The sequence below is a fragment of the Geodermatophilus dictyosporus genome, from assembly GCF_900115505.1.
Classification (GTDB): domain Bacteria; phylum Actinomycetota; class Actinomycetes; order Mycobacteriales; family Geodermatophilaceae; genus Geodermatophilus; species Geodermatophilus dictyosporus.
The window spans coordinates 235517-259538 of record NZ_FOWQ01000003.1 but is presented as its reverse complement, the minus strand read 5'-3'; the positions used below and the strand labels follow the sequence as shown (position 1 = coordinate 259538).

General features: G+C 75.6%; 25 protein-coding genes, 2 tRNA genes and 1 other RNA gene. 11 read left to right on the top strand and 17 right to left on the bottom strand.

Annotation, left to right across the window (positions count from 1 at the left end; all coding sequences use genetic code 11):
- The first annotated feature begins 30 nt into the window (after positions 1 to 30).
- A complete protein-coding gene (locus BMZ33_RS08470; protein ID WP_091109129.1) occupies positions 31 to 390 on the top strand; it encodes a Rieske (2Fe-2S) protein in 360 nt (119 codons plus the stop codon).
- Here BMZ33_RS08470 and BMZ33_RS08465 read toward each other — a convergent pair.
- The 10 genes from BMZ33_RS08465 to ffs all read right to left on the bottom strand — a co-directional run bounded on the left by BMZ33_RS08465 (position 387) and on the right by ffs (position 10942).
- Positions 387 to 1514 (bottom strand): ABC transporter ATP-binding protein, encoded by a 1128-nt coding sequence (locus BMZ33_RS08465; protein ID WP_091109128.1) that lies wholly within the window; start codon positions 1512 to 1514, stop codon positions 387 to 389. The genes BMZ33_RS08470 and BMZ33_RS08465 overlap by 4 nt on opposite strands.
- Positions 1511 to 2581, bottom strand: coding sequence for an ABC transporter ATP-binding protein (locus BMZ33_RS08460; protein WP_169064063.1), 1071 nt, complete (start codon positions 2579 to 2581; stop codon positions 1511 to 1513). Before BMZ33_RS08460 ends, BMZ33_RS08465 begins: the two co-directional genes overlap by 4 nt.
- Positions 2582 to 2586: 5 nt before the next feature.
- Complete coding sequence (locus BMZ33_RS08455) at positions 2587 to 3528, bottom strand: ABC transporter permease (protein WP_091109127.1); 942 nt, start codon at positions 3526 to 3528, stop codon at positions 2587 to 2589.
- 28 nt (positions 3529 to 3556) lie between these two features.
- Positions 3557 to 4561, bottom strand: a complete 1005-nt coding sequence (locus BMZ33_RS08450; protein ID WP_091109126.1) for an ABC transporter permease — start codon at positions 4559 to 4561, stop codon at positions 3557 to 3559.
- Between the two features lie 112 nt (positions 4562 to 4673).
- Positions 4674 to 6383 carry an ABC transporter substrate-binding protein gene (locus BMZ33_RS08445; RefSeq protein ID WP_091109125.1) on the bottom strand — a complete coding sequence of 570 codons (1710 nt, stop codon included), beginning with the start codon at positions 6381 to 6383 and terminating at the stop codon, positions 4674 to 4676.
- Between the two features lie 203 nt (positions 6384 to 6586).
- Entirely contained in the window at positions 6587 to 7186 is a 600-nt protein-coding gene (gene recR, locus BMZ33_RS08440) for a recombination mediator RecR (protein ID WP_091109124.1), read from the bottom strand.
- A gap of 36 nt (positions 7187 to 7222) precedes the next feature.
- Positions 7223 to 7594, bottom strand: coding sequence for a YbaB/EbfC family nucleoid-associated protein (locus BMZ33_RS08435; RefSeq protein WP_091109123.1), 372 nt, complete (start codon positions 7592 to 7594; stop codon positions 7223 to 7225).
- Positions 7595 to 7649: 55 nt separating this feature from the next.
- Positions 7650 to 9959 carry a DNA polymerase III subunit gamma and tau gene (locus tag BMZ33_RS08430; RefSeq protein ID WP_091109122.1) on the bottom strand — a complete coding sequence of 770 codons (2310 nt, stop codon included), beginning with the start codon at positions 9957 to 9959 and terminating at the stop codon, positions 7650 to 7652.
- 56 nt (positions 9960 to 10015) lie between these two features.
- Positions 10016 to 10687 (bottom strand): YceI family protein, encoded by a 672-nt coding sequence (locus BMZ33_RS08425; RefSeq protein ID WP_091109121.1) that lies wholly within the window; start codon positions 10685 to 10687, stop codon positions 10016 to 10018.
- 159 nt (positions 10688 to 10846) lie between these two features.
- Positions 10847 to 10942: signal recognition particle sRNA small type (ffs, locus tag BMZ33_RS08420), an RNA gene on the bottom strand.
- 189 nt (positions 10943 to 11131) lie between these two features.
- Between ffs and BMZ33_RS08415 the strand changes: the two genes are divergently transcribed.
- Positions 11132 to 12109 (top strand): DMT family transporter, encoded by a 978-nt coding sequence (locus BMZ33_RS08415; protein WP_091109120.1) that lies wholly within the window; start codon positions 11132 to 11134, stop codon positions 12107 to 12109.
- A 45-nt stretch (positions 12110 to 12154) separates the two neighbouring features.
- Here BMZ33_RS08415 and BMZ33_RS08410 read toward each other — a convergent pair.
- Positions 12155 to 12239, bottom strand: a tRNA-Ser gene (locus BMZ33_RS08410).
- Between the two features lie 229 nt (positions 12240 to 12468).
- Here BMZ33_RS08410 and BMZ33_RS08405 point away from each other — a divergent pair.
- A complete protein-coding gene (locus BMZ33_RS08405; RefSeq protein ID WP_091109119.1) occupies positions 12469 to 12816 on the top strand; it encodes a hypothetical protein in 348 nt (115 codons plus the stop codon).
- A gap of 43 nt (positions 12817 to 12859) precedes the next feature.
- On the top strand, positions 12860 to 14590 hold the full coding sequence (locus BMZ33_RS08400) for a serine/threonine-protein kinase (RefSeq protein WP_091109118.1): 1731 nt from the start codon (positions 12860 to 12862) through the stop codon (positions 14588 to 14590).
- Between the two features lie 64 nt (positions 14591 to 14654).
- Here the strand turns inward: BMZ33_RS08400 and BMZ33_RS08395 are convergent.
- The 5 genes from BMZ33_RS08395 to BMZ33_RS08375 form a co-directional block, all read right to left on the bottom strand.
- A tRNA-Ser gene (locus tag BMZ33_RS08395) sits at positions 14655 to 14742 on the bottom strand.
- A 10-nt stretch (positions 14743 to 14752) separates the two neighbouring features.
- Positions 14753 to 15229: a nucleoside deaminase gene (locus tag BMZ33_RS08390; RefSeq protein ID WP_169064062.1), complete on the bottom strand. Its 477-nt coding sequence runs from the start codon at positions 15227 to 15229 to the stop codon at positions 14753 to 14755.
- A complete protein-coding gene (locus tag BMZ33_RS08385; protein WP_091109117.1) occupies positions 15226 to 15882 on the bottom strand; it encodes an HAD-IA family hydrolase in 657 nt (218 codons plus the stop codon). The genes BMZ33_RS08390 and BMZ33_RS08385 overlap by 4 nt, the downstream gene beginning before the upstream one ends.
- The gene (locus BMZ33_RS08380; protein ID WP_091109116.1) at positions 15879 to 16385 is read right to left on the bottom strand and encodes a tRNA adenosine deaminase-associated protein; all 507 of its coding nucleotides are present in this window, start codon (positions 16383 to 16385) and stop codon (positions 15879 to 15881) included. The genes BMZ33_RS08385 and BMZ33_RS08380 overlap by 4 nt, the downstream gene beginning before the upstream one ends.
- Complete coding sequence (locus tag BMZ33_RS08375; RefSeq protein WP_091109115.1) at positions 16382 to 17089, bottom strand: O-methyltransferase; 708 nt, start codon at positions 17087 to 17089, stop codon at positions 16382 to 16384. Before BMZ33_RS08375 ends, BMZ33_RS08380 begins: the two co-directional genes overlap by 4 nt.
- Here BMZ33_RS08375 and BMZ33_RS08370 point away from each other — a divergent pair.
- Genes BMZ33_RS08370 through BMZ33_RS08360 form a run of 3 tightly spaced genes read left to right on the top strand, consistent with a single transcriptional unit; the run spans position 17088 to position 18707 of the window.
- Positions 17088 to 17528, top strand: a complete 441-nt coding sequence (locus BMZ33_RS08370) for a PaaI family thioesterase (protein WP_091109114.1) — start codon at positions 17088 to 17090, stop codon at positions 17526 to 17528. The two genes, BMZ33_RS08375 and BMZ33_RS08370, sit on opposite strands and share 2 nt — an antisense overlap.
- Positions 17525 to 18436, top strand: a complete 912-nt coding sequence (locus BMZ33_RS08365; protein WP_169064061.1) for a prephenate dehydrogenase/arogenate dehydrogenase family protein — start codon at positions 17525 to 17527, stop codon at positions 18434 to 18436. Before BMZ33_RS08370 ends, BMZ33_RS08365 begins: the two co-directional genes overlap by 4 nt.
- 37 nt (positions 18437 to 18473) lie before the next feature.
- Complete coding sequence (locus tag BMZ33_RS08360) at positions 18474 to 18707, top strand: DUF2630 family protein (RefSeq protein ID WP_091109113.1); 234 nt, start codon at positions 18474 to 18476, stop codon at positions 18705 to 18707.
- Between the two features lie 91 nt (positions 18708 to 18798).
- Here the strand turns inward: BMZ33_RS08360 and BMZ33_RS08355 are convergent, their stop codons facing one another.
- Positions 18799 to 20073 (bottom strand): PucR family transcriptional regulator, encoded by a 1275-nt coding sequence (locus BMZ33_RS08355; protein WP_169064060.1) that lies wholly within the window; start codon positions 20071 to 20073, stop codon positions 18799 to 18801.
- Positions 20074 to 20325: 252 nt separating this feature from the next.
- Here BMZ33_RS08355 and BMZ33_RS08350 point away from each other — a divergent pair, with 252 nt between their 5' ends.
- Genes BMZ33_RS08350 through BMZ33_RS08335 form a run of 4 tightly spaced genes read left to right on the top strand, consistent with a single transcriptional unit; the run spans position 20326 to position 24012 of the window.
- On the top strand, positions 20326 to 21126 hold the full coding sequence (locus tag BMZ33_RS08350; protein WP_169064059.1) for an ABC transporter ATP-binding protein: 801 nt from the start codon (positions 20326 to 20328) through the stop codon (positions 21124 to 21126).
- Positions 21119 to 21931: an ABC transporter ATP-binding protein gene (locus tag BMZ33_RS08345; protein ID WP_169064058.1), complete on the top strand. Its 813-nt coding sequence runs from the start codon at positions 21119 to 21121 to the stop codon at positions 21929 to 21931. The genes BMZ33_RS08350 and BMZ33_RS08345 overlap by 8 nt, the downstream gene beginning before the upstream one ends.
- A gap of 36 nt (positions 21932 to 21967) precedes the next feature.
- On the top strand, positions 21968 to 22849 hold the full coding sequence (locus tag BMZ33_RS08340; RefSeq protein ID WP_091109110.1) for a branched-chain amino acid ABC transporter permease: 882 nt from the start codon (positions 21968 to 21970) through the stop codon (positions 22847 to 22849).
- A gap of 5 nt (positions 22850 to 22854) precedes the next feature.
- On the top strand, positions 22855 to 24012 hold the full coding sequence (locus BMZ33_RS08335) for a branched-chain amino acid ABC transporter permease (RefSeq protein ID WP_091109109.1): 1158 nt from the start codon (positions 22855 to 22857) through the stop codon (positions 24010 to 24012).
- The last annotated feature ends 10 nt before the right edge of the window (positions 24013 to 24022 follow it).

Below are 24022 nucleotides of genomic sequence, written 5' to 3'. Positions count from 1 at the left end.
GTCAGCCCAGACCCGGCCCGAGGAGGACCCGTGAGCGACGACGACCGCATCCCCGCCAGCCAGCTGCCCTCCGGGGCGGTGCGCCGCGCGGGCAACTGGGCGGTCGGCAACCGCGACGGGGAGTACTTCGCCGTCTCCCGGCGCTGCCGCCACCAGCTGGCCGACGTGTCGAAGGGCGGCATTGACGCGGACGGCTGCCTGGTCTGCCCGTGGCACGGGGCCCGCTACGACGTGCGCACCGGCGAGATGGTCGCGGGCCCGCGCGGCTTCCTCGGCTACCACGGCCCCACCCCGGGCTACACCCAGTTCGTCCGCGGCTACGCCAGGGTGCTGCGGCTGCGGGTCCGCCGCGCGCTGCGCCGCGGCGACGACGTCGTGGTGGAGCGCTAACGCCGCTCGATCGGGGCGTCGAGGCCCTGGACCAGCGCGTCGCTCTCCGGGTTCTCCACGCCCGTCGCCCGGATCGAGACGCCCATCGTGGCGGCGACCTCCTCCGCGCTGCGCGGGGTGAGGACGCCGTCGCGGATCTCCTCCGCCCAGTGGCAGCTGACCAGGTGCCCGGTGCCGAGCTCGCGCAGCACGGGCGCCTCGTCGTCGCACCGGGTCTCCTGCCGCCAGGGGCAGCGGGTGTGGAACCGGCAGCCGCTGGGCGGGTTCGCCGGGGAGGGCAGGTCGCCGGCCAGCAGGATGCGCTCGCGGTTCTCCTCCACGACGGGGTCGGGCACCGGCACGGCGCTCATCAGCGCCCGCGTGTAGGGGTGCAGCGGCTGCTCGTAGAGGACGTCGGCCGGCGCCTGCTCCACCAGCGACCCGAGGTACATGACGCCGACGACGTCGCTGATGTGCCGGACGACGGCGAGGTCGTGCGCGATGACCAGGTAGGTCAGCCCGAGCCGCTCCTGCAGCTCCTCGAGCAGGTTGAGCACCTGCGCCTGCACGCTGACGTCGAGGGCCGACACCGGCTCGTCGGCGATGAGCAGGTCGGGCTCGAGCGCGACCGCCCGGGCGATGCCGATGCGCTGCCGCTGCCCGCCGGAGAACTCGTGCGGGTAGCGGCGCAGCGCGGCGCTGGGCAGGCCGACGGCGTCGAGCAGCGTGCGCACCCGCTCGGCGATGCCCGCCCTGCCGCCGCCGAGGCCGTGCGCGTGCAGCGGCTCGGACAGCAGCGACTCCACGTCCTGCCGCGGGTCGAGGCTGCCCAGCGGGTCCTGGAACACCATCTGCATGCGCCGCCGCATCCTGCGCAGCGGCTCGCCGGACAGCGAGGCGACGTCGGTGCCGTCGAACCACACCTGCCCGGCGGTCGGCTCGACCAGCCGCAGCACCGCGCGGCCCAGCGTCGACTTCCCGCAGCCGGACTCGCCGACCAGGCCGTAGGTCGACCCCCGGTCGACGGCGAGGTCGACGCCGTCGACGGCGCGCACGTGCCCGACCGTCCGGTCGACGAACACACCCCGCTTGATCGGGAAGTGGACCTGCAGGCCCTCGACGCGCAGCAGCGGGTCGGCGGTCATCGGGCGGCTCCGGCGGCAGTGGCCCCCGCGGGGGACCTCGGGTACTCGAGCGGGTGGCGGCAGCGCAGCTCGCGGCCGGGCCCGTCGTACTCGAGCGGGACGGTGCTGCCGGCGACCTCGGTGAGACAGTCGTCCTGCGCGTGGTCGCAGCGCGGCGCGAAGGCGCAGCCCTCGGCCCACGGGATCACGTCCCGGGCCGACCCGCGGATCGGGTGCAGCGGCGCGCCCCGCACGCCGTCGAGGCGCGGCACCGAGGCCAGCAGCCCGCCGGTGTAGGGCTGGCGGGGCCGGGCGAACAGCTCGTGCCGGTCGGCGGACTCGATGATCCGGCCGGAGTACATGACGTGCACCCGGTCGCAGAGGCCGGCGACCACGCCGAGGTCGTGGGTGATCATCACCAGCGCCGTCCCGGAGTCGACGACCAGCTCCCGCAGCAGCTCGAGGATCTGCGCCTGGATGGTCACGTCGAGGGCCGTCGTCGGCTCGTCGGCGATGAGCAGCCGCGGCCGGCAGGCCAGCGCCATGGCGATGAGCGCCCGCTGCCGCATGCCGCCGGAGAGCTGGTGCGGGTACTCCTTGAGCCGGCGGGCCGGGTCGGGGATGCCGACGCGGTCGAGCAGGTCGGTCGCCTGCGCGGTGGCGTCCTTGCGCGACAGCTCCCGGTGCTCGAGCAGTACCTCGGTCACCTGGGTGCCGATCGGCACGGTGGGGTTCAGCGAGGACAGCGGGTCCTGGAACACCATCGCCATGTCCGCCCCGCGCAGCCCGCGCAGCGTCCGGTCCGGCGCGCCGACGAGCTCCTGCCCGTCGAGCCGCACCGAGCCGCCGACCTCCACGCCGCGGCGGGGCAGCAGCCCCATCACCGCCAGCGAGGTGACCGACTTGCCGCAGCCGGACTCCCCCACCAGCCCGACCGTCTCCCCCGGGGCCACGGCGAAGCTGACCCCGTCGACGGCGCGGGTCGGCTGCTCGCCCCGGCGGCGGAAGGTCACGGTGAGCTCGTCGACCTCCAGCACCGGCCGGCCGCTGCGGTCGGCGGCGTCCGGTGGCAGGTCCTCGATGATCACGCCGGTCACCTCCGGAACTTGGGGTCGAGCGCCTCGCGCAGCGACTCGCCCAGCAGCGTGAAGCCCAGCGCGACGACGATGATGCACAGCGCCGGGTAGATCGCCAGCTCCGGGCGGACCGACAGGAACGGCTGGGCGTTGGCCAGCATCGCGCCCCACTCCGGCCGGGCGAGGTCGGGGTCTCCCAGGCCGAGGAAGGACAGCGCCGCGGCCTCGATGATCGCCGTCGCCAGCGACAGCGTGGCCTGCACGATCACCGGCGACAGCGAGTTGGGCAGGACGTGGCCGAACACGATCCGGCCCCGCTTGATGCCGAGCGCCTGCGCCGCGAGGGCGTAGTCGCTGCCGCGCTGCGCGAGCATCGAGCCGCGCAGCAGCCGGGCGAAGACCGGCACCTGGGTGACCGCGATGGCGATCATGAGCGCGTACTGGTTCTGGCCCAGCAGCACCGAGATGGTGATGGCCATCAGCAGGCTCGGGATCGACAGCAGGATGTCGATGAAGCGCATGACGACGGTGTCCACCCACCCGCCGAAGGCCCCGGCCAGGACGCCCAGCGCCATGCCGACGACGACGCCGAGCACGGTGGACACCACACCGATGAGCAGCGACTGCCGGGAGCCGACGACCAGCCGGGAGAGCAGGTCGCGGCCGAGCTCGTCGGCGCCCAGCGGGAAGCCCGCCGTGGCCCCGGGGATGAAGCCGGGCCGGATCTCGCTGAGCAGCGTCTGCGCCAGCGGGTCGCGGGGCGCCAGCAGCGGTGCGAACGCGGCCACCACGAGGAACACGAGCACGATGACCGCGCCGAGGATCGCCACCGGGTTGCGCCGCAGCCGCCGGAAGGCGCTCCTCGTCAGCGAGACGCCGCCCTCGCCCTCGGGCACCTGCCCCGCGCGCGCGGCCAGCTCGTCGATGCGCCGCCGGCGCACGTCCCCGATGGCGGTCACCGGCTCTGCCCCCGTCCGATCCGCGGGCTCATCGGACCCGCACCCTCGGGTCGAGCAGGCCGTAGGAGATGTCGACGAGCAGGTTCACCAGGACGTAGACCACCGCCAGGATGAGGATGAAGCCCTGCAGGACGGCGAAGTCCCGGGCGAAGATGGCGTCGAAGATGGCCGAGCCGACGCCGCCGAAGGCGAAGACCGACTCGGTGAGCACCGCCCCGGACAGGAGCAGGCCGGTCTGCAGGCCGATCGTCGTGGCGACCGGCAGCAGCGCGTTGCGGATGACGTGCCGGCGGCGGACGGTGGCCGTCGCCAGGCCCTTGGCGTTCGCCGTCCGGACGTAGTCCTCGTTGACGACGTCGAGGACCGAGGCCCGCGTGATCCGGACGATGATCGCCAGCGGGATGGTGCCCAGGGCGATCCCGGGCAGCACGAGGTGCGTGAAGGCGTCCCAGGCGGCGTCCCACTCGCGGGTGAGCAGGCCGTCGAGGACGTAGAAGTTCGTGATCCGGGTGGCGTCGATGCGCACCTCCTGGCGGCCGGAGCCGGGCAGCCACCCGAGCTCGACGGCGAACAGCAGGCGCAGCAGGTAGGCCAGGAAGAACACCGGGATGGCCACGCCCAGCAGCGAGCCGATGACCGACGCGGAGTCCAGCCAGCTGCCGTGCCGGCGCGCGGCCAGGTAGCCCAGCGGGATGCCGACGCCGATGGCGAAGACCATGGCGAAGAGGGTCAGCTCGATCGTGCCGGGCATCCGCTCGAGGAACTCCTCCGTGACCGGGCGGCCGGTGCGCGAGGAGTTGCCGAAGTCCAGCTGCACGGCGCGGCCGAGGAAGCGCAGGTACTGCACGAACAGCGGCTGGTCCAGGCCGAACAGCTCGTTGTAGCGGGCGATCGCCTCGGGTGTGGCGCGCTCACCGAGCGCGGCCTGGGCCGGGCCGCCGGGCAGCGCCCGCAGCCAGGCGAACAGCAGCACCGACAGGCCCAGCAGGATCGGGATGAGCTGCAGGAGCCGCCGGACGACGAAGCGGAGCACGTCCTCGAGTTCCCTCTCACGGAGCGGCGGACCGCCCGGACAGGCTCGCGGCGGCCCCCTTGCAGGGGCCCGCCGCGAGCCTGCGAGCGGTGGGGGGCGAGGGGGTCCTTTCTCAGTCGCTGAGGGAGACCGTCGAGAAGACCTCGGCGGTCAGCGGGCTCGGCTCCAGACCCTGGACGTTCTCGGCCACCACGAGCGCCGGCGGGGAGTGCGAGATCGGGACACCGGGCAGGTAGTCCATGATCAGCCGGTTGGCCTCCTGGTACTGCTCGGTGCGGGCACTCGCGTCGGGCTCGGCGTCGGCCTGGGCGAGGGCGGCGAAGATCTCCGGGTTGCTGAACGCCCCGAACTCGGCCGACGCCTGGCCGTTCGACGCCTCGGCGAAGAAGGTGCCGATGAAGTTGTAGGCGTCGTTGTAGTCACCGGTCCACCCGAGCAGGTGGATGTCGGCCTGGCCCGCCTGGACGGCGTTGAGGTAGTCCGGGTTCCACGGCAGCGCGGTCGGCTCGACGGTGAAGCCGGCGTCGGTGAGGTTCTGGCTGATCACCTGGAACATCGCCGCCGGGTCCGGCAGGTAGGGCCGGCTGACCTCGGTCGGGTAGAAGAACCGCAGCGTCGTCCCCTCGGCGCCGGCCTCCTGCAGCAGCTGGCGGGCGCGGTCGGGGTCGTACTCGTAGGTGGTGACGTCGTCGGCCCAGCCGTCGACGGTCGGGGGCATGAACTGGGTGGCGGCCTCGGCACCCTCGGGCAGCAGCGAGTTCACGATCGTCTCGCGGTCGATCGCGTGGGCGATCGCCTGGCGGACCCGCTCGTCCTGCAGCGCCGGGTTCGCGCTCGTGCCGGGCACGTTCCCGCCGTTGAAGCCCAGGTAGAGGATGTTGAACGGGTCGCGCACGAGGACCTGGAAGCCCTCGTCCTCCAGCGACCCGTAGTCGGCCGGGGCCACGAAGTCGTAGCCGTCGATCGAGCCGGCCTGCAGCTCCTGCCGCCGGGTGTTCTGGTCGGAGATCGTCCGGAAGATGATCTCGTCGAGCAGCGCGGCGTCGCCCCAGTAGTCCTCGTTGCGGACGATGGTGACCTCGCCGTTGCCGCGGTCCCAGCTCCCGAACTTGAAGGGACCGGTGCCGGTCGGGTGCTCCAGGGCGTACTCGGAGTAGCTGAGCGCGTCCTCGCTGCCGGAGAGGTTGTCGGCGTCGTACTCCTGCAGGGCCGTGGGGCTCTGGATGGAGAACGCGGGCAGCGCGAGCGCGGCCGGGAACTTCGAGGTGACCTGGGTCAGGCGGATCACCGCGGTGTTCTCGTCGGTGGCCTCGCAGCTCTCGTAGATGCTCGGGGTGTCCGGCGTGCTGGCGAAGCCGCCGAAGACCGCCTGGTAGTAGTACGAGGCGCTGGGGCTCTGGGCGAGGCCCTCGAAGTTGTACCAGCGGTCGAAGTTGAAGCAGACCGCCTCGGCGTTGAAGTCGGTGCCGTCGTGGAACGTCACGCCCTGGCGGAGGTTGAACGTGTACTCGAGGCCGTCCTCGCTGGCCTCGTAGTCCTCGGCCAGCTCGGGCACCGGCTCCGTGCCGCCGAGCTCGTTGCCCAGCAGCCCCTCGTGGATCTGGCGGGCGATGCGGAAGGTCTCGCCGTCGCTGCCGAAGGCAGGGTCGAACATGGCCGGGTCGCCGGCCGCGCCGAAGACGAGGGTGCCCCCGGACTGCGCCTCCTCACCTCCCCCGTCGCCGGAACCGGAGTCCCGGTCACTCGAGGCACAGGCGGCCAGGGTGACGGCGGTGAGTGCCGCCGCCGAGGCGGCCAGCACACGCTGTGGTCGACGCTGCATCGCGGGAGACCTGCCTTCTCGGCCCCAGGGGGGCCGGGTGTCTGCGGCTGGGCGGCCACACGGCGGGAGGCCGCGCGGACGTGCGTCGGACCCTAGGTCCGCGCAGCGGCCGGTCGTGAGCCGCGGCAGCCCATCGACACCATCCTGTGACCTTGCCGACAGCGCCCTCACCAGCGCGGGGACGCGCTCGCGCGGTGTGGTCCCTAGGCGTCGATGCGGCGGCGGCCCTCGAACGCGCGGCCCAGCGTGATCTCGTCGGCGTACTCCAGGTCGCCGCCCACCGGCAGGCCGCTGGCCAGCCGCGACACCGCCAGCCCGAGGGGGCCGACCAGCCGGGCGAGGTAGGCCGCGGTCGCCTCCCCCTCGAGGTTGGGGTCGGTGGCGATGATCAGCTCGGTCACCGAGCCGTCCATCAGCCGGGTCATCAGCTCCTTGACCCGCAGGTCGTCGGGGCCGACGCCCTCGATCGGGCTGATCGCGCCGCCGAGCACGTGGTAGCGGCCGCGGAACTCACGGGTGCGCTCGATCGCGACGACGTCCTTGGGCTCCTCGACCACGCAGATGACGTCGTCGGAGCGGCGCGGGTCGCGGCAGATCCGGCACTGCTCGGCCTCGGCGACGTTGTAGCAGGTCACGCAGAAGCGGACCTCGGCCTGCACGCGCTGCAGGGCGGCGACGAGCCGGCCGACGTCGGCGGACTCGGCGGCCAGCAGGTGGAAGGCGATGCGCTGGGCGCTCTTGGGCCCGACGCCGGGCAGGCGGCCGAGCTCGTCGATGAGGTCCTGGACGGCCCCCTCGTACACGGTGCTCCTCGGGGAAGTCGGGTGGGCGGGCGCCGGTCAGGCGCCGGGCAGCCCGGGGACGCCGCCGGCGCCGGGGAGGCCGCCACCGGGCAGGCCACCCAGACCGCCGGCCAGCGGGCCCATGCGGTCGGCGGTCAGCTCGCCGGCGAGCCGGGAGGCGTCCCGGACCGCGGCGACGACCAGGTCCTGCAGCGTCTCCAGGTCGTCGGGGTCGACGGCGGCCGGTGCGATGGTGACGGCGGTCAGCTCGCCGTCGCCGGTCATCGTGGCGGTGACCAGACCCCCGCCGGCGGAACCGGTGACCTCCTCGGTGGACAGCTGCTCCTGCGCGGCGGCCAGCGCCTGCTGCATCTGCTGGGCCTGCTGGAGGATCGCCTGCAGGTCGGGCTGGCCACCACCGGGGAACATGCGTCGAGCGTAGGCCGCCGCACGGACATCGGGGGGACGGCGGCCCGGTCTCGGGTCAGGAGTCGACCGGGCGGGCGCCGAGCTGGGTCCGCAGCAGCGCCAGGGCGGCCTGTTCGGGGTCGACCGCCGGCACGTGCTCCCGCTCGCCGTCGGCGGTGACCTCCGCGGCCCGCTCGGCGAGGAGCTCCCGCGCCTCCGCGGCCTCGGCGGCGCGGGCGGCCTCGCGGGCCACCTCCGGCGTCACCCCGCCGCCGCGGCTGCCGGTGCCGGCCGCCCCCTCGACGACCGCCTCGACCTTCCAGCGCACCCCGAGCAGCTCGTTGAGCGCCTCGCGGAGCACGTCCTTGTTGAGGTCGTCGCCGATCCGGCGGGCGAGCGCGGGCGAGGCCGTGGACAGCGTCAGCACGCCGGCGCGCAGCTCGTGCACCTGGGCGTTCTTCAGCAGCGCCTCGGTCGTGCGCTTGTGCCGCTTGACGACGGCGAGCAGCTCGGGCCACACCCGGCGCACGTCGCTGGTCGTCAGCGCGCCGTCGCCCCCGGCTCCACCCGCGGCGGCGCCCTCGGGGTTGGCCGACACCACCGGCGTCGGCTCCCCGCCGCGCGGGGCGGGCGTGGACTCCGCGGCCGCCCGCGGGGGCGAGGCCGGCGGGCGCGGCTGCGCCACCCGGTCCGCGGCGGCGCGGGCGGCGGCCGGCTGGGCGGCGTGCGGCCAGTCCTCGTCGTCGGTGGGCTCGGGCGGCAGCGGGATGTCCGGCTCACCGGCGGCCACCCGCGCGCCGGGACGGGCCGCCGGCGCGGGCGCCGGGGGCGCCGCCGGACGGCCGGCGCCCGACCCCGGCGGGGTGGTCTCGGGCCAGTCGTCGTCCGCGGCGGGGGCCGGCTGCGCCGGACGGGTCGCCGCGGAGCCGGGCGCGGTCGTCTCGGGCCAGTCGTCACCGGCGGCCGCGGCCGCCGGAGCGGGGGACGTGGCGGGTGGCGGCGGGGCGGCCGCCCGGGGAGCCGGTTGCCGGGCCGGTGCCTGCTGGGGAGCCGGCGCCTGGCTGCGCTGCGAGGGGCGGACGTACTCCCGCCGGGACGGGCCGCCCCGCTCGGCGGGGGCCGGCTCCTCCCGCGCGGGAGGAGCCGGCCGGGCCTGCTCCTGGACCGGCTCGCGGGACGGCGGGACGTCCACGGGGACGTCGGCGACCGCGCTGCCGCCCCCGGCGATCGACAGCCGCCGCTCCAGCCGCTCGAGGCGCTGCAGCGTCGCGGCGGCGGAGTCGTCGGTGGCCGGCAGCAGCATCCGCGCGCAGACCAGCTCGAGCAGCAGCCGGGGCGCGGTCGTCCCGCGCATCTCGGTCAGGCCGTCGTGCACGGTGTCGGCCATCCGCGACAGCGTCGCCGAGCCCAGCGCCCGGGCCTGCTGGCTCATCAGGTCCAGCCGGTCGGGCGGGCAGTCGAGCAGCCCGTTGCCGCCGGCGTCGGGGACGGCGTCGAGCACGATGAGGTCGCGCAGCCGGTCGAGCAGGTCGGTGGCGAACCGGCGCGGGTCGTGCCCGGCCTCGACCACCCGGTCCACGGCGCGGAAGACGCCCGGCGCGTCGGAGGCGGCCAGCGCGTCGATGGCCTCGTCGAGCAGCGCGTCGTCGGTGACGCCGAGCAGGCCCACCGCGCTGGCGTAGGTGACGCCCTCGGGCCCGGCACCGGCGAGCAGCTGGTCGAGGATCGACAGCGAGTCGCGCACCGACCCGCCGCCGGCCCGCACCACCAGCGGGAACACCGTGGGCTCGACCTGCACGCCCTCGGCGGTGCACGTCTTCTCCAGCAGCCCACGCAGCGTCGTCGGCGGGACCAGCCGGAACGGGTAGTGGTGGGTGCGCGAGCGGATGGTGGGGAGGACCTTGTCCGGCTCCGTGGTCGCGAAGACGAACACCAGGAACTCCGGCGGCTCCTCGACCACCTTGAGCAGGGCGTTGAAGCCCTGCGTGGTCACCATGTGCGCCTCGTCGACGATGTAGACCTTGTAGCGGCTGCTGACCGGGGCGAAGAACGCGCGCTCGCGCAGGTCGCGGGCGTCGTCGACACCGCCGTGGCTGGCCGCGTCGATCTCGATGACGTCGAGCGACCCGGGACCGTCGGGCGCCAGCGCGACGCAGGACGCGCACACCCCGCACGGGGTCGACGTCGGGCCCTGCTCGCAGTTCAGCGAGCGGGCCAGGATCCGCGCCGAGGACGTCTTGCCGCAGCCGCGCGGGCCGCTGAAGAGGTAGGCGTGGTTGATCCGCCCGCCGTCGACGGCGTTGACCAGCGGGGAGGTCACGTGCTCCTGGCCGACCACCTCGGCGAAGGTCGCCGGGCGGTACTTCCGGTAGAGCGCCAGAGCCACGCGGCGAGGTTACGTGCCCGGGGTGACGTCCCGGCAGCACCCGGACGCCGGACGCGTCACTGCGCCAGCCGGAGCAGGAACTCGACCTGGCCGCGGTCCTCGACCCGGACGAAGCCCAGGTCGGGCGGGGTGATGCCGAAGTCGGCGAAGACCACCGGGACGGCGCCGGAGACCTCGACGCCCTCGGCCGTGCGGACGACGGACAGGTCGGTCCGCACCGGCCGCGTCGTGTCGCGCAGGGTGAGCTCGCCGGTCACCGGGACGGTCACCGGCGTGCCGGTCAGCTCGGGGAGGTCGACCGGGCCCTGGACGGCGAACGTCGCGGTGGGCCAGGTGCCGACCTCCATGACGCTGTCGCGGAAGTAGCCGTCGCGCCGGCCGACGTCGGTGCGGATGCCGGCGACGTCGACGACGACCTCGGCCGTGGCCAGGTCCCCGCCCTCGACGACGACCGAGCCGGTCACCCGGTCGGTCGTGCCGGCCACGGTGACGTCCGCACCGTTGAGCACCTCGTCGACCCGGTAGCCGGCCGACGAGCCGGGACCGACGGTCCAGGTGCCGTCGGTGTCGGCGGCCAGCTCGGCGTCGGAGGGCTGGGCCTGCACGGTCGGGGCGGCCGCGGCGTCCTCCTGGAACGCGGCGTACACCAGCGGGCCGAGGACCAGGCCGAGCACGAGCAGCGCGACGACGCCCCCGACGACCCACCACACGCGACGACGACGGGCCACGGCGGGCTCCTCTCCTTGATGTTTCAAGCTGAGGGTGCCGTGCCGTGGCCGTCAGGCGGAACACCGCACCGGCGCGTCGCCGAGCACCAGGAGGGAGGAAGGGCCCCTCGCGCGCCCGCCGGAGCCCGTTCGTCCTCGTCGCCTGCCGGCACGGGGGAAAGAAGGGACCCCCCGCGCACCCGCCAGAGCCCGCTTATCCTTGCTGCCTTCCGGCCCTGGGGAGGTTCACAGGGTGACGCCACACGAGGGGTCTGGGCACCACTGTAGAGGACGCCGGCCAGTAGGCTCCCGCCCCATGACGCCCCGGCGCGCCCTCGTCCTGCCCCCGCCCCGCTCCTGACCCGGAGCACCGCGGGCTGAGACCCGCGGCCGGCGCGCCCGCCGGCCGCCCCTGCGCCGTGCTCCGGACCGCCTCCCCGTCCGGCACCAGCGCCCAGGAGCGTCATGTCCCCCGCCTCGTCGCCCGCCTCGTCCCCCGCCTCGTCCCCCGCCGTCCGCCGCAGGTCCTCCGCGGCGAACCGCGGCTTCCTGCTCGTCGTCCTCGCCTCGCTGTGCTGGGGCACCGCGGGCCTGTCCGGCCGCGTCGTCGCCGACCGCAGCGGCCTGTCCGCCCTCGACATCGCCTGGTACCGCCTCGCCGTCGGCGCGGTGGCCCTGCTGGCGGCCTGGGCGGTGACCACCCGGCGCCGCGGTCCGGCCGTGCGGGTCACCCGCCCGGTCGCCGTCCGCCTGGTCCTGATCGGCGCCGGGCTGGCCGCCTACCAGTTCGCCTACTTCTCCGCGGTCGCCCTGGCCGGCGTGAGCATCGCGACGCTGGTCGCCCTCGGTCTGGCGCCGCTGCTCGTCGCCGTCGGCGGCGCACTCCTCGGGCACGGCCGGCCGAGCCGCGCGACCCTCGTCGCGCTCGGCGTCGCCCTCGTCGGGCTCACCCTGCTCGTCGGCGTCTCCGCGGGCGCCGACACCGGGACGACGGTGCTGCTCGGCGCGCTCACGGCCACCGGCTCGGCGCTGGGCTACGCCGTCGTCACGCTGTCCGGCGGCGGGGTGCCGGCCGGCACCCCGGTCACCCTCGTCGGGTTCGCGCTCGGGGCGCTGCTGCTCACGCCCGTCGTCCTCGCCGAGGGACTGACCGTCCCGACCGACGGGGTGGCGCTGGCCGTGCTCCTCTACCTGGGGCTGGTGCCCAGCGCGCTGGCCTACGGCCTGTTCTTCACCGGGGTGCGCAGCGTGCCGGGCGCGGTCGTGTCGATCGTCACGCTGCTCGAGCCGCTGACGGCGACCGTCCTGGCCACGGTGTTCCTCGGCGAGCGCCTGGCGCCGGCCGCCGCTGCCGGGGGGCTGCTGCTGCTGGCCGCCGTCTCGGGGCTCTACCTGCGCGAGCTGGGCGGCCGGGGCCGGGCGGTCGCGGCGCCGGGGGCCTGAACGGCGACGGGCCCCGGCTGCCTGCCGGGGCCCGTCGGGGACGTGCGGAGGATGGGAGATTCGAACTCCCGAGGGGTTGCCCCCAACCCGCTTTCCAAGCGAGCGCCATAGGCCACTAGGCGAATCCTCCCGTGCCCGTCGATGGTAGCGGACCGCCGTCGGGGCCCCGGTCCCCGCCGGAGGCCGCGCGCCGCCCCGGGTGGTCCGCGGGCGCGGCTCGGGGCAGGCTGGACCCCTCACGGGAGTGTGCGACGACCCCGCGCCGTCCCGTCGGACGTCAGCGAGGGCGTCCACACCGCACGCCGCACCGAGGCGACGAGACGCGCAGCCGGTCCCGGGGCGAGGAGGAGGCAGGACGGATGAGCGATCCGGGACAGGTCAGACCGGAGGTCGTGGCGGCCATCGTGGCCGTCCTGCACGGTGCCGACCCCGCGGGGCTGCCGCCCTCGGCGACCCGCGAGGAGAAGGCGGCGGCCAAGGACCGCTACCTCTCCGAGTTCGTCGCCGAGCGCAGCAAGCGCGACCGCCAGGCGCAGGCGTGGGAGCTGCTGCTCACCCGCAGCTACGACGAGCCGCCCACCTGGGAGCGGCTCTTCGACGACCTGGCGCCCGACGCGGTCGCCGAACTCGGGGAGCTCTACGACGCGCTGCCGTCGGGCGCGCAGGAGGAGTACGCCCGCCGCTACGGCGTCCCCAGTTCGGTCTGACCTGCAGGTTCGGCCAGGCCGCTCGCGGGGGTAAGGGCCTCCGGTGACCACCACCGCCCCGGGCCGCCTCGTCGCGGCCCGCTACCGTCTGCTCACGCAGATCGGCGGCGGCGGTCAGGGCTCGGTCTGGCTCGGGCGCGACGAGCTGCTGGGCCGGCAGATCGCCGTCAAACAGATCCGCTTGCCGGCGGGCAACAGCCCCGGCCTCGGCGACGAGCAGCGGCAGCGCGCCCTGCGGGAGGGGCGCATCGCCGCCCGGCTGAGCCACCCGCACGCCATCACCGTCTACGACGTCGTCCTCGAGGACGGCATCCCCTACCTGGTCATGGAGTACCTGCCCTCGCGCAGCCTGGCCGCGGTGCTCACCCAGGAGGGCGTGCTGCGGCACGACCAGGTCGCCCAGATCGGCGCCCAGCTGGCCGACGCGCTGGCCGCGGTGCACGCGGCGGGGATCGTGCACCGCGACGTCAAGCCGGGCAACGTGCTCATCGGCGAGGGCCCGCGCGTCCAGGGCCTGGTGAAGATCACCGACTTCGGCATCTCGCACGCCGCGGGCGACGTCACGCTCACCCAGACCGGCCAGATCACCGGGACGCCGGCCTTCCTGGCGCCCGAGGTGGCGCAGGGCGTGGAGATGTCCGCGGCCAGCGACGTGTTCTCGCTCGGCGCGACGCTCTACACCTGCCTGGAGGGCCATCCGCCGTTCGGCATGGACGACAACGCGCTGCGCCTGCTGCACAAGGTGGCCGGCGGGGACGTCCGCCCGCCGCGGCGGGCGGGGTCGCTGACCCGGCCGCTGACGCAGATGCTGGCCGCCGACCCCGCGGCCCGGCCGGACATGACCCAGGTGCGCGACGAGCTGGCCAAGCTCGCCGCGGGCCGCGACGGCGACACGACGACGGTGCTGCTGGCCCGCACGGACCTGCGGCCGGGGCCCACGGAGGCCGGGCGCCCCGACGCGACGGCGACGGCGACGCCGGCGGCGCCCCTGCCGCCGGTCTCCCCGCCCACGCCGGCCGGCCCGCCGGTGCCGATGGCCGAGCCCGACCCGCCGACCGCCGCGGGAGCCGCGTCCCGGGGCGACACGCGCACCGACCTGCCCGCCGCCGGGCCGGCACCGGCACCAGGCCCGGCGGCGGAGCGCTCCGGCCCGCTGGTGGGCGCCCGACCGCGGCGCCGCCGCCCGCTGCTGGTGGCGCTGCTCGCGCTGGTGGTGCTGGCGATCGCGGGGGCACTGGCGTGGGCCGGCCTGCGGGACGACGGCGCGGACCCGCAGGCCGGCGCAGGGTCCTCGTCGTCCGCGGCGCCCTCGGGGACGGACGGCGCGAGCGGCGAGGCGACCGACGGGGCCCCGGCGGACACCCCCGCGTCGGAGACCCCGCCGCCGTCGGCGGAGGAGCCCACCGCGGAGGCGACCTCGGAGTCCCCTCCGCCGTCCGCGACGCCCGCGGCCGCCGACCCGGCAGCGGAGGCGCAGCAGACGCTGGAGCAGTACTACGACCTGCTGCCCGGCGACACCGCCGCGGCCTACGACCTCACCGGCCCGACGCTGCAGTCGCGGGCCAGCTACGGCTACTACGAGGACTTCTTCGGCCGCTGGTCGGAGGTCAACCTGCTCGACGTGCGCGACGTGGACGACCAGGGCGACACCATCACCGCCACCACCGACGTGGAGTTCCTCAACCCCGGGGAGCGGCGGGTGGAGACCCACGCGGTGACCTTCGTGCGCGGCGAGGACGGCCGGCTGCTCATCGACCTCGACGTGGTCGCCTGAGCGTCACCCGGTCCGCACACGACGACGGCGGCGCCCCTGCTGGGGCGCCGCCGTCGGCTGCTGCTGGCGGTGGCGGTGGGATTTGAACCCACGGAGGCTTGCACCTCACACGCTTTCGAGGCGTGCTCCTTCGGCCGCTCGGACACGCCACCGCCGGAGAGACTACAGGCCCCGCTTCGCCCGGAAGAAGGCGCGTAGGAGTGTCGCGCTCTCCCCGGCGCGCACCCCCGCGGTGACCTGCGGCCGGTGGTTGAGCCGCCGGTCGCGCACCACGTCCCACAGCGACCCGGCGGCGCCGGCCTTCGGGTCGTCGGCGCCGTAGACCACCCGCGCCACCCGGGCCAGCACGCTCGCGCCGGCACACATCGTGCAGGGCTCGAGGGTCACCACCAGCGTGCAGCCGGTCAGCCGCCAGCCGTCGCCGTGCACCCGGGCGGCCGCGCGCAGCGCCAGCACCTCGGCGTGCGCGGTGGGGTCGCCGGTCCGCTCGCGCTCGTTGGCCGCCTCGGCCAGCACGGTGCCCCCGGGCCCGAGGACGACGGCGCCGATCGGCGTGTCCCCCCACCCCTGCGCCGCGGCCGCCAGCTCCAGGGCGCGGGCCATCGCCGCGTCGACGGCGTCGTCGGCCGGCCCGGTCACGCCCGTGCGCCGGCCAGGGGGACGCCGGTCAGCGCGGACAGCTCGGCCAGCGCGTCGGCCGGGTCGACGACCTTGATCGTGTGCATGCCCAGCGCGCGGGCCGGCTTGAGGTTGATGCCCAGGTCGTCGAGGTAGGCGCAGTCGGCGAAGGCGAGCTCGCGGCCCACCGCCTCCGACAGCCGGGCCAGCGCCCGGCGGTAGATCTCCGGCTCGGGCTTGCGGACACCCTCGACCGACGACTCCACGACGGCGTCGAACAGGCCGAGCAGCTCGGCCAGCCGCCCGGTGCGCTCCATCGGCGCGACGTTGTTCGACAGCATCCCCAGCGGCAGGCCCGCGGCGCGCAGCGCGCGCACCGCCTGGACCATCTCGGGGCGGAGCTCCCCGGACAGCGCGGCCAGCACCCGGCGGGCGTCCACGTGGTGCCCGGCGGCCAGCGCCTCGGCCTCGAAGGTGTCGACGAAGCCGTCGACGTCGAGCTCGTTGCGCTCGTAGCGCGCCCAGGCGTTCGAGTCGGGGTCGGTGCTGTTGAGCCGGCGGATCAGCCCCTCGGGCAGCCCGGCCTCGGCCTCGTAGGCGGCGAAGGCGAGCATCGGGCTCTCGGTGATCACCCCGCCGAGGTCGAAGACGACGGCGCGCACGGTCGTGCTCACGCCTGCACCGCCGCGGCCAGCTCGTCGGCGAAGCCCAGTCGGCCGGCGATGCGGGCGACCATCTCGTCGGCCCACAGGTCGTCGGCGGTCACGATCGGCCGCAGCTCGTCGGCGGGCAGGCCGTCGTCGGCGAACACGTCGAGGTCCCCTCCCGGCCAGCCGGTCTCGTCGTCGTCGAAGGCGCCGTCCTCGTCGACGGCGATGCCGTAGCGCTCCACCACCTCGGCGCCGAGCACCCACTCCTGCATGGTGGCGTCGGAGATCAGCGCCCGGACCATCCCGCCCGGGCCGTGCCGCAGCACCACGAAGTACAGCCGCGAGTCGACGACGACCACGAACGGCGGCGGCCACTCCCCCGCGCCCGGCTCGCCCAGCGCCCGCTCCAGCACCGGCAGCTCGTCACCGGCGTCGGCGGCCAGCAGCTCGACCCGCCAGCGGCCGTCCGGGCGGGCGACCCGCACCGCCCAGCTCGACGGCGCCGCGGCCTCGTCGGCGGCGCTCACCGGACCCGCAGCACGGTCAGGCCGTCGGCCAGCGGCAGCAGCACCGTCTCGAACCGCGGGTCGGTGGCCAGGGCGGCGTTCAGCGCGGCCAGCGCCCGGTCGTCGTCGCTCTGCGGGTCGAGCACCCGGCCGCTGCGCAGCGTGTTGTCCAGCAGCACCAGCCCGTCCGGCCGCACGCGGGGGTGCAGCTCGTCGACGTAGGCGGGGTAGCCGGTCTTGTCCGCGTCGACGAAGGCCAGGTCGAAGACGGGCTCGACGGGCAGCGCGCGCAGCTGCTCGAGCGCCTCGCCCAGCCGCAGCTCGACGCGGTCGGCGACACCGGCCCGCGCCCAGTACCGGCGGGCGACGGCGGTCCACTCCTCACTGCGGTCCAGGCACAGCAGGGTGCCGTCGGCGGGCAGGCCCCGGGCGATGCACAGCGCCGAGAACCCGGTGAACGTGCCGATCTCGATCGCGCGGCGGACGCCGAGGGCACGGGTGAGCAGCTGCATGAGCACGCCCTGCTCGACGGCGATCTGGAAGGTGGCCGGCGCCTGCCCGCGCTCGGCCAGGGCGGCGGTCTCGGCCACCAGGTCCGCGGCCACGTCGTCGAGGGGCGTGGAACCGGCCCGGACGTAGTCGCCCATCTCCGGGGTGAGCAGGAACGACCGCGGCGTCACGTCGGGGACCAGGGGCGCGGGGAGCACGGCATAGCCTCCGATCATGGCCGATCCCGCACCGGACGACGGAGCCGACGTCGACCCCGCCCTCCTCGCCCGGCTCGCGGCCGACCCGCTGGCGGTGCACCTGGGCATCGAGCTGGAGCAGGTCCGGCCCGGGTACGCCCGGGCGTCGATGACGGTGGGCCCCCACCTGCTCAACGCCGTCGGGACCGCGCACGGCGGCGCGACGATGGCGCTGCTCGACGTCGTGCACGCCGCGGTGAGCAACAGCCACGGCACGGTCGCGGTGGCCCAGGACGTGCACACCGAGTTCCTGCACCCCGGCCGGCCCGGCGAGCGGCTGGTCGCCGAGGGCACCGAGCTGCACCGCAGCAGCCGCACCGCCGTCTACCGGATCGACGCCCGCGGCGAGGACGGCCGGCTGGTGGGCACCGCGCTGGCCCGGGTCTTCCGCACCGACCGCCCGTGGGGGACGGCGTGACCCTGCCGGTGCCCACGATGGCCGCACCGCCGGTCGGCGTCGTCGGCCTCGGCCAGCTCGGCGGCTCCCTGGCCGCCGCGCTGGTGGCCGCCGGGCGCGAGGTGCGCGGGTGGGACGTCGACCCGGCGGCGCGGGAGGCCGCGGCGGCGCGCGGCGTGACGGTCACCCGCGAGCTCACCGGCGTCGTCGTCCTCGCCGTCCCGCTGCCGGCGATGGCCACCGCCCTGGACGGCGTCGCCGCCGACCCGGCCGCCACGGTCACCGACCTGGGCTCGGTGAAGGGCCCGGTGCTGGCCTCGGTCGGCGCGGCGCTGGGCGGGCGCTTCGTCGGCGGCCACCCGATGTGCGGCACCGAGCGCTCCGGTCACGACGCCACCGACCCCACGCTGTTCCGGGGCGCGCGCTGGGCGCTGTGCCTGGAGCCCGGCACCGAGCTGCCGCGCTGGCTGCGCGCGGCCGAGGTCGCCCTGGCCGCGGGCGCCGAGGTGGTGCCGGTGACCGCCGCCGAGCACGACGACGCGGTGGCCGCCGTCAGCCACGTGCCGCACCTGCTCGCCGCGGCGCTGGCCGCGGCGGCCGGCGAGGCCGGGCCGCTCGCCCTGGCCCTGGCGGCCGGGAGCTTCCGCGACGGCACCCGCGTCATCGGCAGCGACCCCGCGTTCGTCACCGCGATGGTCGGGGGCAACGCCGGGCCGACGGCCGCCGCGCTCGACCGGGTGCGCGCGCAGCTGGAGCGGCCCTGGCCCGAGCTGGTCGCCGCCGGGCACGCGGTGCGCACCACCGCCCCGGGCCGGCGGGCCGTCCGCGTGCCCCTGGACCGGGCGGCGCTGCTCGCGCTGGGCCGGACCGGAGGTGCGGTCACCCGGCGGCTGGCCGCCTTCGTCGAGGGCTGGGTGCCGCAGGCCTGACCCGTTTCGCCTCCGCCGCGCCGGGCAGGGACCGGTCATGGACGACAGCGAGATCCGCAGCCGCATCGACGCCCTGGTCGAGGAGGAGCACCGGCTCCGCGACGGCGGGGAGCACACCGAGGAGCAGCGCGCCCGCCTCCGGCAGATCGAGGAGGAGCGCGACCAGCTCTGGGACCTCATCCGGCAGCGGGACGCCAAGCGGCAGTACGACGAGGACCCGGACAGCGCCGAGGTGCGCCCGAGGTCCGAGGTCGAGGGCTACCTGCAGTAGGAGGAGGCCGAGGTCGGACCGCGACCCCGGCGGCCCTCCTGCAGGGGCCCGCCGCGAGCTTGCGAGCGGTGGGGGGCAGGAGGGTCCTCACTCACGCGGAGTCGCGGACGGGGCGGCGGGAACCGGCGTCGTGGTGGCCGGTGCCCAGCAGCGCCAGCTGCCACAGCAGCCGCGACCGCGGGTCGGTGAGCTTGCGGCCGGTCACCGACTCGACCCGCCGCAGCCGGTGCATGACCGTGTTGCGGTGGCAGTACAGGAGGTCGGCGGCCCGGGTGGGTGAGCCGTCGGCGTCGAGCAGGGCCGACAGCGTCTCCAGCAGCACCTCCCGCTCGTCCTCGGGCAGCTCGAGCAGCCGGCCCAGCGTCTGGCCGACCAGCCGCTCGGCGATCTCGGGCGACTCGCTGAGCAGCGCCTCGGGCAGCCGCTCGTCGATGGTCGCCACGCGGGCGGCCCCGGCGGGCAGCGTGCGGGCGGCGGTCTCGGCCAGCCGGTAGGCACCGGCGACGGCGGCCGCGTCCTCGACGGCCGCCGAGACGCCGACCGGCCCGCCCGCGAGGACGCCCAGCCAGCCCAGCAGCTCCGGCAGCCGGCGGGCGCCCAGGGGCACGACGCCGACCTGCGCCTGCGCGCGCGTCCCCCACACCGAGCGGATGCCGCGCTTGAGCAGCGCCGCGGCGGGGTCGGCGAGCGCGGGCGGGCCGTCGTCCCGGCCGGGCGCCACGACCACGACCAGCCGGCCGCGCAGCGGCACCGCCAGCGCCTCGCCCGCCGCCCGGACGAAGGCCGGATCGCCGCCGCGGCCGTCGAGCAGGCCGTCGAGCAGCCGCTGGCGCTCGGCCTCGCCCAGACCCGAGCGGCGGCGCTCCTCGGCCCGGTAGCCCTCGGCGACGGCGCTGCACCCGCGGTCGTTGGTCCGCCACAGCGAGCCGGCGACCTCCAGCAGCAGCGCGTCGTCGTGCCGGTCGCCCTCGCGGGAGAGCGCGACCAGCGCCTCCCAGGTGATCTGCCCGCCCAGCCGGTAGGCCCGCAGCACCGCCTCGAGCGGGAACCCCTGCGCCGCGCGCTGGCTGCCCACGGCCCGGGCGCCCTCGGCGTGGGTCTGGTGGTAGGTGGCCGGGACGTCGGGCAGCAGGCCCCGGATGCTCACCTCGATGTTGCGCCGCAGCGTGGCCCGCACCCGCGGGTCACCGCCGGTCAGCGCCTCCCGGTAGGCGGGCTCGGTCTCCACGAGGATCCCGGCCATCCGGTCGGTCATCGCGTCGAGCCGCTCGAGCAGGTCGGGCACCAGCCCCGCCAGCCACCGCCGGACGTCCGGCCGCCCCTCGGCCCCGGTCCCCGGCCCGCTGCCCGACGAGGCCGTCTGCACGCGCCCACCTCCGCTGCTCATCGCTGACAGCACAACACGCGTTCCCCATCACTGTGCGGTCAGCCCATTGTGACGGCGTTCACCGGTCGGCAGGCTCATACGGACGGAGCCGTGACCGAACCGAGGCCCGCGCCGCGCGCGGCCCCGGGGACTCCCCGACGCAGAGGAGACGTGGGCCCCTTGGCGCAGCCGCCCGGAACCACAGGCAGCAGTACGCCCAGGCAGGACCGACCACCCACCTCCCGGCTGGAGATGACCGGGATCAGCGTCGCCTTCGGCGGCGTCCGGGCCCTCACCGACGTGTCGCTGACCGTCGAGCCCGGCCAGGTGCACGGCCTCATCGGCCCCAACGGGGCCGGCAAGACGACGATGTTCAACGTGGCCTGCGGGCTGGTCCGGCCCACCGAGGGACGGATCACCTGGCGCGGTCAGGAACTGCGGCGGCTGCGGCCGGCCCAGCTCTCGGGGCTGGGCATCGCGCGCACCCTGCAGGGCGTCGGGCTGTTCCCCGGCCTGACCGTGCTGGAGAACGTCATGGTGGGCGCGCACCGGCACGCCCGGGCCGGCTTCTTCTCCGCGCTCTTCGCCATCCCGACCGCCGACCGCGACGAGGCCCGGCTGCGGGAGCGCGCGCTGGCCGCGCTCACCGAGCTCGACGCGGAGGAGTTCGCCGGCCGCTACCCCGGCAGCCTCCCGTACCCGGTGCAGAAGCGGGTCGCGCTGGCCCGCGCCCTGGTCGCCGAGCCCGAGCTGCTGCTGCTCGACGAGCCGGCCAGCGGCCTGTCCGAGGACGAGATGCACGAGCTGGGCGAGCTGATCCGGCACCTGAGCGGCCGGATGAGCGTGCTGCTGGTCGAGCACCACATGGACCTGGTCATGCGCGTCTGCGACCAGATCACCGTCCTCGACTCCGGTGAGCAGATCGCCGCCGGCACCCCGGAACAGGTGCAGAACGACCCGGCGGTCACCGAGGCCTACCTCGGCGACGCCGTCGACGCCGAGGCCGACGCCGCGGAGCTCGCGGCCAGCGACGGGGGGACCGGGCGTGGCTGACGCGGGCGCACACGGCAGCACCGCGTCCGGCGCCGGTGCCGCCGGGCTGACCAGGGGTGCCGCGGCCGGCGGGGTGGCCGGCGGGACGGCGACCGCACCGGCCGTCCTCCAGGTCGAGGGGCTCAGCGCCGCCTACGGTCCGGTCCGGGCGCTGCAGGACGTGACCCTGCAGGCCGAGCACGGCCGGATCACCGCGGTGCTGGGCGCCAACGGCGCGGGCAAGACGACCCTGCTGCGCACGATCAGCGGGCTGGTCCGGCCCACCGCCGGACGGGTCGTCCTGGGCGGCGAGGACGTCACCCGCGCGCCGGTCGAGGCGATGGTGACCAAGGGCATGGCCCACGTGCCCGAGGGTCGCGGCGTCATCGCCGAGCTGACCGTCGACGAGAACCTGCGGGTCGGCTCGCTGTTCCGCGGCAAGGTGCCGTCGGAGGAGTTCGAGCGCGTCTACACGTTCTTCCCGCGCATCGCCGAGCGGCGCAACCAGACCGCGCACACCCTCTCCGGCGGCGAGCGGCAGATGCTCGTGATCGGCCGTGCGCTGCTCGCCCGGCCGAAGGTGCTGCTCCTCGACGAGCCGTCGCTCGGCCTGGCGCCGCGGATCGTCGCGCAGATCTTCGCCATGGTCCGCCACCTGGTCGACACCGAGGGCCTGTCGGTGCTGCTGGTGGAGCAGAACGCCCGCAGCGCGCTGTCGGTGGCCGACACCGGCGTCGTGCTCAACCTGGGCCGCGTGGTGGTCACCGACGACGCCGCCCGGCTGGCCGGCGACGAGGACCTCCGGCACGCCTACCTCGGCTTCTAGCCCCGCTCCCCGCACCACCAGGAAGGCAGCCCTCACGTGCGAGAGTTCATCAACCTCACCCTCGGCGGGGTGATCACCGGCGCGGTCTACGCGGCGTTCGCGCTCGCCCTCGTGCTGATCTGGCGCTCCACCCGGATCGTCAACTTCGCCCAGGGCGCCATGGCGGCCATCACCACGTTCATCGCGCTGTCGCTCATCGAGTCCGGGCAGTCCTACTGGGTCGGCCTGGCCGTCGCCCTGCTGGCCGGCCTGGTGCTCGGCGCGGTGGTCGAGCGGCTGGTGATCCGGCCGGTCGAGGGCGGCCCCGAGCTCAACGCGGTCATCGTCACGCTGGGTCTGTTCATCGCCATCCAGGCGCTCATCTCGGTGCTGTTCGGCGTCAACCAGCGGGCCTTCGTCGCGCCGTTCTCCACCATCGGCTTCCGCGTCGGCGACAGCAGCCTCGCGCTGAGCCCCAACACCCTGTTCACCCTCGGCGCGGTGCTGCTGGTCATGGTCGGCCTCACCGCGCTGTTCCGGTACACCCGCGTCGGCCTGGCGATGCGCGCCTCGGCCTTCGGCCAGGAGGTCGCCCGGCTGCTCGGCGTCCGGGTGGGCCGGATGCTCACCCTGGGCTGGGCGCTGGCCGCCGTCGTCGGGTCGCTGGCCGGCATGCTCATCGCCGCCGAGGTCACCTTCGTGACCCCGACGTACATGGACGCGCTGATCGTCTTCGGCTTCGTCGCGGCGGTGCTCGGCGGCCTGGACTCCCCGGTCGGCGCGGTCGTCGGCGGCCTGCTGCTCGGCCTGCTGCTCAGCTACGTGCGCGGCTACGTCGGCGACGAGCTGGTCGGCCTGGCCGCGCTCGCCGTCCTCGTGGTCGTGCTGCTCGTCCGGCCCGGCGGGCTGTTCTCGACGACCCAGACGCGGAGGGCATAGCACCCGTGAGCGACCTGCAGACCCCCGCCTCCTCGGCGGCCGCCGGCGCGGCCACCTCCGACGCCCCCGTCAGCGCCACCGCCGCGGCCAACGCCTCGTCGGCCCAGGCCACCGGTGGCCGCACCCTCCTGCCGCGCAACACCCTGCTGCGCCACCTGCTCGTGCTGGTCCTCTGCGCCGTGGGCGCCGTGGTCCTGCTGGAGTCGACCGACCTGGGCTTCAACGCCCAGATCGGGTACGTGGCCTTCTACGCCATCGCGGCGGGCGGCCTGACCCTGCTGACCGGCCTCAACGGCCAGATCTCGCTGGGCCACGGCGCGCTCATGGCCGTCGGCGGGTACACCACCGCGCTGCTGCTCGACGCCGAGGAGCCGCTGCCGCTGGTGGTCATCTTCCTGGCCGCCGTCGCGCTCACCGCGCTGGTCGGGGCGGTCGTGGGCGTCGCGGCGGCCCGGCTGCACGGCCCCTACCTCGCCGGCGCCACGCTGGCCCTCGCCGTCGGCCTGCCCGGCCTGGCGCTGTACTTCAAGGAGACGCTCGGCGGCGAGCAGGGCCTGACGGTCTCCACCCCCGACCGCCCGGAGTGGTTCACCGAGACGATCCGCACGCTGTCGGGCGGCTCGCCGTCCGGGGTCAAGTGGATCGCCTACATCAGCGTCGCCTGCCTGCTGGTCACCTACTTCCTGCTGGCCAACCTGATGCGCAGCCGCGTCGGGCGCACCTGGCGGGCGGTGCGCGACCAGGAGGTCGCCGCCGAGCTGGCCGGGATCGACCTGGGCGCGTGGCGGGTGACGGCGTTCGTCGTCAGCGCCGCCGCGGCCGGCCTCGCGGGCGCGGTGCTGGCGCTCGTCGTCCGGCTGACGGCACCGACGGCGTTCACCATCGTGCTCTCGCTGTCGCTGCTGACCGCGATCGTCATCGGCGGGCTGGGCAGCCTCTTCGGGGCGCTGGTCGGCTCGGTGCTGCTGGTCTTCCTGCCCCGGCTGCTGCGCGACGCCGGTGAGTCGCTGGACATGGACGCCGCGCAGGCCGCCGAGATCTCCTACGTCGTCTACGGCGTGATCCTCGTGGTGGTCATGCTCTTCGCCCCCGCGGGACTGGTCGGCTCCGTCCGCCTCGCCCTGCTGAGGTCCCGCGCCCGCCGCTCCGCCGCCCGCGGCTGACGCCGTCCCC

What these genes read in the sequence shown, in the direction of transcription:
- BMZ33_RS08465 (WP_091109128.1), bottom strand. Translation starts at nt 1,514, where the DNA reads ATGACCGCCGACCCGCTGCTGCGCGTCGAGGGCCTGCAGGTCCACTTC.
- BMZ33_RS08445 (WP_091109125.1), bottom strand. Translation starts at nt 6,383, where the DNA reads ATGCAGCGTCGACCACAGCGTGTGCTGGCCGCCTCGGCGGCGGCACTC.
- BMZ33_RS08435 (WP_091109123.1), bottom strand. Translation starts at nt 7,594, where the DNA reads ATGTTCCCCGGTGGTGGCCAGCCCGACCTGCAGGCGATCCTCCAGCAG.
- BMZ33_RS08415 (WP_091109120.1), top strand. Translation starts at nt 11,132, where the DNA reads ATGTCCCCCGCCTCGTCGCCCGCCTCGTCCCCCGCCTCGTCCCCCGCC.
- BMZ33_RS08405 (WP_091109119.1), top strand. Translation starts at nt 12,469, where the DNA reads ATGAGCGATCCGGGACAGGTCAGACCGGAGGTCGTGGCGGCCATCGTG.
- BMZ33_RS08370 (WP_091109114.1), top strand. Translation starts at nt 17,088, where the DNA reads ATGGCCGATCCCGCACCGGACGACGGAGCCGACGTCGACCCCGCCCTC.
- BMZ33_RS08375 (WP_091109115.1), bottom strand. Translation starts at nt 17,089, where the DNA reads ATGATCGGAGGCTATGCCGTGCTCCCCGCGCCCCTGGTCCCCGACGTG.
- BMZ33_RS08360 (WP_091109113.1), top strand. Translation starts at nt 18,474, where the DNA reads ATGGACGACAGCGAGATCCGCAGCCGCATCGACGCCCTGGTCGAGGAG.
- BMZ33_RS08350 (WP_169064059.1), top strand. Translation starts at nt 20,326, where the DNA reads ATGACCGGGATCAGCGTCGCCTTCGGCGGCGTCCGGGCCCTCACCGAC.